At 34.5% G+C, this 7,320-nt stretch carries 7 protein-coding genes and 1 pseudogene; 7 read left to right on the forward strand and 1 reads right to left on the reverse strand.

The genetic code is table 11. From position 1 onward, the window contains the following. The 5 genes and pseudogenes from F891_RS14305 to F891_RS14320 all read left to right on the forward strand — a co-directional run. Positions 1-919, forward strand: a pseudogene (locus tag F891_RS14305) (IS3 family transposase); the annotation flags it as partial. A 123-nt stretch (positions 920-1,042) separates the two neighbouring features. Continuing rightward, positions 1,043-1,276, forward strand: coding sequence for a hypothetical protein (locus F891_RS14310; RefSeq protein WP_005264115.1), 234 nt, complete (start codon positions 1,043-1,045; stop codon positions 1,274-1,276). A 2-nt stretch (positions 1,277-1,278) separates the two neighbouring features. Continuing rightward, on the forward strand, positions 1,279-1,827 hold the full coding sequence (locus F891_RS14315) for a hypothetical protein (protein ID WP_005264116.1): 549 nt from the start codon (positions 1,279-1,281) through the stop codon (positions 1,825-1,827). 170 nt (positions 1,828-1,997) lie between these two features. Further along, a complete protein-coding gene (locus tag F891_RS18570; protein WP_373368440.1) occupies positions 1,998-2,162 on the forward strand; it encodes an ABC-three component system middle component 6 in 165 nt (54 codons plus the stop codon). Continuing rightward, complete coding sequence (locus tag F891_RS14320) at positions 2,153-3,955, forward strand: hypothetical protein (RefSeq protein WP_005264118.1); 1,803 nt, start codon at positions 2,153-2,155, stop codon at positions 3,953-3,955. Before F891_RS18570 ends, F891_RS14320 begins: the two co-directional genes overlap by 10 nt. Before the next feature lie 269 nt (positions 3,956-4,224). Here the strand turns inward: F891_RS14320 and F891_RS14325 are convergent, their stop codons facing one another. Then, positions 4,225-5,193: an IS30 family transposase gene (locus F891_RS14325; protein WP_081398964.1), complete on the reverse strand. Its 969-nt coding sequence runs from the start codon at positions 5,191-5,193 to the stop codon at positions 4,225-4,227. Between the two features lie 84 nt (positions 5,194-5,277). Between F891_RS14325 and F891_RS14330 the strand changes: the two genes are divergently transcribed. Both F891_RS14330 and F891_RS14335 read left to right on the forward strand, forming a co-directional pair. Beyond that, positions 5,278-6,873, forward strand: coding sequence for a type I restriction-modification system subunit M (locus F891_RS14330; RefSeq protein ID WP_005264119.1), 1,596 nt, complete (start codon positions 5,278-5,280; stop codon positions 6,871-6,873). Further along, positions 6,873-7,184: a restriction endonuclease subunit S domain-containing protein gene (locus F891_RS14335; protein ID WP_005264120.1), complete on the forward strand. Its 312-nt coding sequence runs from the start codon at positions 6,873-6,875 to the stop codon at positions 7,182-7,184. Before F891_RS14330 ends, F891_RS14335 begins: the two co-directional genes overlap by 1 nt. Positions 7,185-7,320 lie beyond the last annotated feature (136 nt).

Consider the following 7,320-nt stretch of genomic DNA (forward strand, 5'->3'; position numbering starts at 1 on the left):
GACTCACTTCAGATTTCAGTATCTAAGCAAGCTAAGCTGCTGAAAGTCTCCCGTGGTTGTTATTATTATCGCCCAAAACCTGTTAGCTCATCAGATCTGAAGCTGATGCGATGTATTGATGAATTACATATGCAATATCCTTTTGCAGGCAGTCGTATGATGCGTGATTTGTTGAATCGTCAAGGGCATCATATAGGACGACGTCATACACGTACTTTAATGAAGAAAATGGGTATTCAGGCGTTATATTGCAAACCAAATTTAAGCCAGGCTAATCAAGCTCACCGTAAATATCCATATCTGCTCAAAGGGTTGGCTATTCTGCGCAGTAATCAAGTGTGGTCTACGGATATAACGTATATTCCTATGGCAAAAGGCTTTGTTTATTTATGTGCTGTAATTGATTGGCATAGCCGCAAGGTACTTGCGCATAGGGTGGTCTACGGATATAACGTATATTCCTATGGCAAAAGGCTTTGTTTATTTATGTGCTGTGATTGATTGGCATAGCCGCAAGGTACTTGCGCATAGGGTATCGATTAGTATGGATGTGGATTTTTGTATTTCGGTTTTAAATGAAGCGATTGAAAAATATGGATCACCTGAAATATTGAATACAGACCAAGGCAGTCAGTTCACCAGTGATGCATTTATTGATGTATTGAAATCAAATGGCATTCAAATCAGTATGGATGGTAAAGGTCGATGGGTAGATAATGTGATGGTTGAACGATTATGGCGGAGCGTTAAATATGAAGAGGTGTATCTCAAAGCTTATAGCAGTGTCACAGATGCGAAAAAGCAATTAAGTGCATATTTTGAGTTTTATAATTTGAAACGACCTCATTCGAGTCTAGACAAAATGACACCAAATGAGTTTTACTATGATCAGCTACCCCAACAAAACAAGGTGGCTTAACTAGAGCGGAATATCACTTATAAATACGCTTTTAGTTGTTCAAACAAGTGGGACCACCTCTAAACAGACCTGTAAAACAATTAAACTATTTATACATAAATTTATAAAATAGGGGGAAATTTTATGACTGACTTTATTAATAATATTCCATCCGACTTACCGGCTTGGGCATGGGTAGCTATCACCGCTCTAGTAGTTTTAGGTCTTTGGCTTTTAGCTAAAGCGACCGGTAACACCAATAAAAAAACAACAATCATTAAAGGTGTGAATCAATCATCAAGTTTTGCCAGTTCACAGCAAGTTGCAGAGACAATTCATAATCACGATAGTAAACCTAAATCAGATCAAGGCGAATAATCATGGGGGCATTATCAGAAAAAGTAGATATTAGTGAAGTCACACAAGGCGGTTCAAACAATACTCAACAGGTTGCTAAGACCATCATCAACAACTATGGAACCACCCCATTTAACGAATCAAAAAAATCTTTTATAATTCAAGATATTATCGAAAACATTATTGAATTAGAATTATCTTTTGAGGCTTCAGAGGTAGATGTAAAAATATACGATATAAGTAAAAAAGTGGATCACAATAGAATTGAAATTTACAAAGAAGCCTTCGATTTTTTCATGGGACACAGACAAGTAATTCAGTCACGATTGCATGCATTGGAAAACAACCTTACACCACTTGCAACAAATAAACTTTTTATGGTCATTCGAAATCTTTACCACAAATATGTTTATTTAAAAGATCCAGACTCTATAATTGGTCAAATGCAAACTGAGTTGTCTAATATTTTACTGGCAAGTAATCCAGAAAACTATGATAATATTTCATACGTACCATCAATTATTTTCTATGTTTTCTCTGAATGCCAAATATTTAAAAAGCCTCCGCTATGATTTTACTATCCAATAAGAATCCTAAAAATTCAGTATATTAGGCCTCTTGCGAAAGTATAATTCTTGACTATTTTAGACTTTGATATTTATTTAAAAATCAACACTTATCACTGATTAAATTTTGACTAACGCAAGAGGTCTATTATTTAGGCTCCGTCTTATTAAAAATCATGATTCAAAATAAAGAAAACAATCTTGGAATTAATGATTATTATGATCTAGTCAACAGCATTGAACCTATTTCAATGAATAGATTTTTATTAGTTTTAGACTGGTTATATATGCTTGGAAAAATAAACTCAGACAGTAAAAAAGGATTAATTTTATGTATCTGAAATACTTATCCATTAAAGATAAGGATAATAATCCTATTCAACATGTTGAGTTCAAGAAAGGTATAAATATAATTAAAGGTGAGAAATCTAATAATACTTCAAATACAAAAACAAATAGTTTAGGTAAAACAACGCTTTTACGCTGTGTAGATTTTTGTCTTGCAGGTAAATGGAGTTCATTCGTCTTTGATAAAGAGTTGAAAGACACAAAGAATAATACTGTATTTAATTTTCTTAAAGAAACACTGCCTTCTTTCGAATTAGTGCTCGCCGATACTCTAGAGAATAAAGTTACAAAAACCCTTAAGATCACTAGATCACTTACAATCAATCAAAAAGCAAAAAAAGAGACTAGTTTTTTTAGTACCAATAATTTTATCAATGGTGAATTAGTCTCAGAAGCAATTTTTGAAGAAAAAATTAAAAAAATGCTATTTGACTTCCAAGGTGATAAACCATCTCTAAGACAATTGACTCCAAAATTTATTCGAACTTCTGATCATCAAATTTCCAATATTATTAAATATCTCCATCCATCTACTTCTTCATTTGAGTATGAATTATTACATTTGTTCTTATTTGATTTTCCTAAAATGGATATTATTCATGAAAGAACAAATATTGAGCATACCATTGGATCAAAATCACAAGAGTTTAAATATCTTAATAACACGTTAAGTACTGGTAAACGTGAAATCAATGATGTAAAAAAAATAGAGCTTCTTGAACTCAAGTCAAAATATGACAGTTTCCAAATCTCAAAAGAGTATGATCATGAAAATGATGCTTTAAATAAGATTCAAGAAAAAATAAATAAAACGAAAGCTCATATCAATGAACTTTTACTTGATAAAGATGTTTGGGAAAAGCGATTAGCGGAAATGCTATCAAAGAGTAATTCTATTGATACTCAAACTATAGAGTACATCTATAAAGAAGCTCAAATCTACAATATCGATATACAGAAAAAGTTTGAAGAAACTGTTATTTTCCACCAAAAAATGATTGAAAATGAAGTTGAATTTATCAAAAAATCAGTTTCTAAAAGCAAAGAAGCAATTAATTCACTAGAATTGGAACATGCTAAATTAGCAGAAGAATATTCAGTCCTGCTAAATCAATTAGCAAAAACAGGCTCTCTTACTGAATATACCAATTTAGGTCATCAAATTAATGAACTTACTAAAGAGATTGCGGAGACTGAATCCTTAATAAGTCAACGTGAAAAAACCTCGGAAGAGTTGGCATCACTTAAACAGCAATTTAATAATCTAACGATAAAAATTGAGGATATATTAGAAAAAATGCGAATTAAAATTACTATTTTTAATCGCTATTTTTCTGAATACTCAAAGATTCTAACCGATGATAGTTACTACATAGTTGTCAACAAGGATAAGCTTCAACACTTCACCCTTATACCAAGTTGTGAAAGAAACGATAGTAATATTGGTGATGGTAGTAAACAAAGTGTCATCATTGCTTTCGATTTAGCTTATGTTTCATTTGCCAATGACCATACTATTAACCTAACAAGACCACACTTTTTTACACAAGATAAAATAGAAATTATTGATGTCAATATCTTGGATAGATTGATCAACCTTATTAATAGAGTCGATTGTCAGTTTATATTTCCTATCATTTCAGACAAATTAGATGGCATCCCCGATTTTGATGATAGTAATATAATACTTACATTATCAGAAGATAATAAATTCTTTAATATTGAGAAATACAACTCTGCCAAGAAAGGTTTAATATCAAAGTCTATAATCGATCTTGCTTTATAATATTACATCCAATATAAGCCAGGCTTCTTTAACTATAGCTAACTTGATTAGACATTTAAGTATTAAACTATTTTATAGCTACAATATTTAATGTCTGAAAAAGCTTTTAATTGTATGGATAGATAGCCCAAGCGTAAGTATCCGGCGATATTTATATATGAAATTCGGGTATTAGGATCCAAAAACCTAATTTTTATAAGCAGATACTCGTTATACTTAAGCAAATTTAGGTATTACTAGAGATTCTTGCTTCATGACTCAGGGCGAATTCAAACATGAGGTGCGACAGTTTGAAAAGTCTTATGATAATCAACAAGCTGAGCAAATTTCTCTAATGGTGTAAGCCAATCTAACGCTTTTCTAGGACGAGTATTCAGTGACATGGCAACTTGATTTAAATAATGCTGATCTGCCTGATTTAAATCAATCCCTTTAGGTAAATATTGCCTAATTAAACCATTCATATTTTCGCATGTGCCTTTTTGCCAGGGTGAATGTGGGTCACAGAAATATACATCTATGCCTAAATCTTCTTCAAGTATTTTATGTTCTGCCATCTCGCGTCCACGGTCATAGGTCAACGTTTTACGCAGTTCTGCAGGTAAATATTTCAGAGCTTCAGTTAAAGCCTTGCGCACTGATTCTGCCTTTGCATCAGGTAATGTTGCCAAGATACAGAGCCGTGTATTTCGTTCAATAAGTGTTGCTATCGAACTTTTATTGTCTTTACCTTTAATTAAATCAGCTTCCCAATGACCCGGTATTTTTCTTTCTTGAACTTCGGCTGGGCGCTCATGAATAGTTTTAATATCCTGTAATATAGAATCTTTTTTAGGTTCACCGTTAGCTTTTCGCTTTTTATTTTCATGACGCAGACAGGATAATAAGTCTTTTTTCAACTCACCCTTTGGTAATGCTCGTATCGTTGAATAAATCGTTGTATGGCTTACATTCATTGTTTGATCCAAATCAGGAAATGTCTTTAAACGCTTTGCTATTTGCTGAGGAGACCATAAACAACGGATCGCTTCAACAATAAATTTCCAGAGGATTGAATCGATTTTGAGTTTTCTGTGACCACGTCTACGTCTAGCGAAGGTGTTATCAGAAGCATATTGAGCTTGATAAACGTCATTGATGCTATTTCTTTTAAGCTCACGATAGATCGTACTAGGATGTCTTTTAATGAGTTCAGCAAATTTTCTGGCTGAAAAGCCTTCTTTTCTTGACTCAAGCATTAATGCAGTACGATCTTCAAAGTTAAGATGATGGTATGACAATTTTATATACTCCATAAACCCTTTAAATTAATTAGGTGGTTTATGTCGCACTTCAAGTTTTACTCTGCCCAGGTTCAACTTCAACAACTACAAAAACATCTTTGGAATATTGCGAACGATTTACGTGGAAAAATGGGAGCTGATGAGTTCCGTGACTACATTCTCGGCTTCATTTTCTACAAATACCTGTCTGAAAAAGCGATTAGCTTTGCCAATGAACTGTTGAAAGATGAAGGCTTGGCAGAAAAATATCACCAACTTGATGAAAATAACCCTGATCACGCTGAACTCATTGACGGCATCAAAGAAAACTCAGTCGAAGAAGTCGGTTATGCCCTAGCTCCAAAGCAACTGTTCCACACAATTGCTGAACGTGGTCGTCAAGGTGAATTCATTCTTGATGAATTATCAAATACCTTACGAGAAATCGAACGTAGTACCTTGGGTGCTGAGTCTGAAGATGATTTTGCCAATCTATTTGAGGATCTCGACCTTAATTCAACCAAACTCGGCAACAATGCCAACGATCGTAATGAATTGGTCAGCAAAGTACTCACACATTTAGACAACATCGATTTTGATCTCAGTAACTCAGAATCAGATGTATTGGGTGATGCCTACGAATACCTGATTGGTGAATTTGCATCTGGTGCAGGTAAAAAAGCAGGTGAATTCTATACACCTCAAACCGTATCAACTTTGCTTGCAAAGATCGTGACTCAAGGCAAACAACGTCTACGTTCAGTCTATGATCCGACATGTGGTTCAGGTTCATTGCTTTTGCGTGTAAAACGTGAAGTTCAAGATGTCGATATGATTTACGGTCAAGAGATGAACCGGACCACCTATAACCTGGCACGAATGAACATGATTTTGCATGATGTTCACTTTGCCAAATTCGATATCAAGCAAGAAGATACCTTAATTCGCCCACAGCACATTGATCAGCGTTTTGAAGCAGTGGTCGCCAATCCTCCATTCTCAGCCAAATGGTCAGCAGATCCTATCTTCTTGCAAGACGAGCGTTTTAGCCGTTTTGGTAAACTTGCACCAAGTTCAAAAGCAGATATGGCTTTTGTTCAGCACATGCTTCATCAGCTCGATCACAACGGTACTATGGCGGTTGTTCTACCGCATGGTGTGTTGTTCCGTGGTTCAAGTGAAGGTGTGATTCGTCAGTACCTGATTGAAAAACTGAATGTGATTGATACTGTGATTGGCTTACCTGCCAACATTTTCTACGGTACGTCTATTCCAACCTGTATTTTGGTACTGAAGAAAAATCGTAAACATACAGGCGATATTTTATTCATTGATGCCAGCAATGACTTTGACAAACAGAAGAACCAAAACAAGCTATTACCTGAACATCTCGATAAGATCATTGCAGCCTTTGAACAGCGTCAAAATATCGAGAAATATGCAAAGGTTGCGACACTGCAAGACGTGAAAGATAACGATTACAACCTCAATATTCCTCGCTATGTCGATACCTTCGAAGCTGAAGATGAAATAGATCTGAATGCCATTGCACAGCAACTCAAAGAACTTGAGCAGCAAAGCCAAAATACCGACAAAGTAATTGCTGAATTCTGTAAAGAACTTGGCATTGACTCACCTTTTGTGGAGGTGAAGTAATGGCTACACCAAAGTTAAGATTCAAAGAATTTCATGAAGATTGGCCGAAAACTTCTTTTCAAAATCTATTCATCTTTAAAAATGGTATTAATGCATCGAAAGAACAATACGGATCAGGAACTAAATTTATTAATGTTCTAGATATTATTAATAATCCGAATGGTATTACATATGATTCAATCATTGGCTCTGTTCAAGTTTCGCAGAAAGACATTGATAAAAACCTAGTTAATTATGGTGATGTGGTTTTTCAGCGAAGCTCTGAAACAAGAGAAGAAGTAGGACAGTCAGAGGTGGATCAGGAAATTTGAACAACACTTATAAGTGATATTTTGCTCCCCAAATGATGTTATAAACATCAATATATGGAGTATTTTATGACACGTAGACCAAGAAGAAATCATTCAAATGACTTTAAAGCTAAGGTAGCACTTGCTGCGATTAAAG

This window comes from Acinetobacter sp. CIP 101966 (assembly GCF_000369725.1).
GTDB classification, from domain to species: Bacteria; Pseudomonadota; Gammaproteobacteria; order Pseudomonadales; family Moraxellaceae; genus Acinetobacter; species Acinetobacter lwoffii_Q.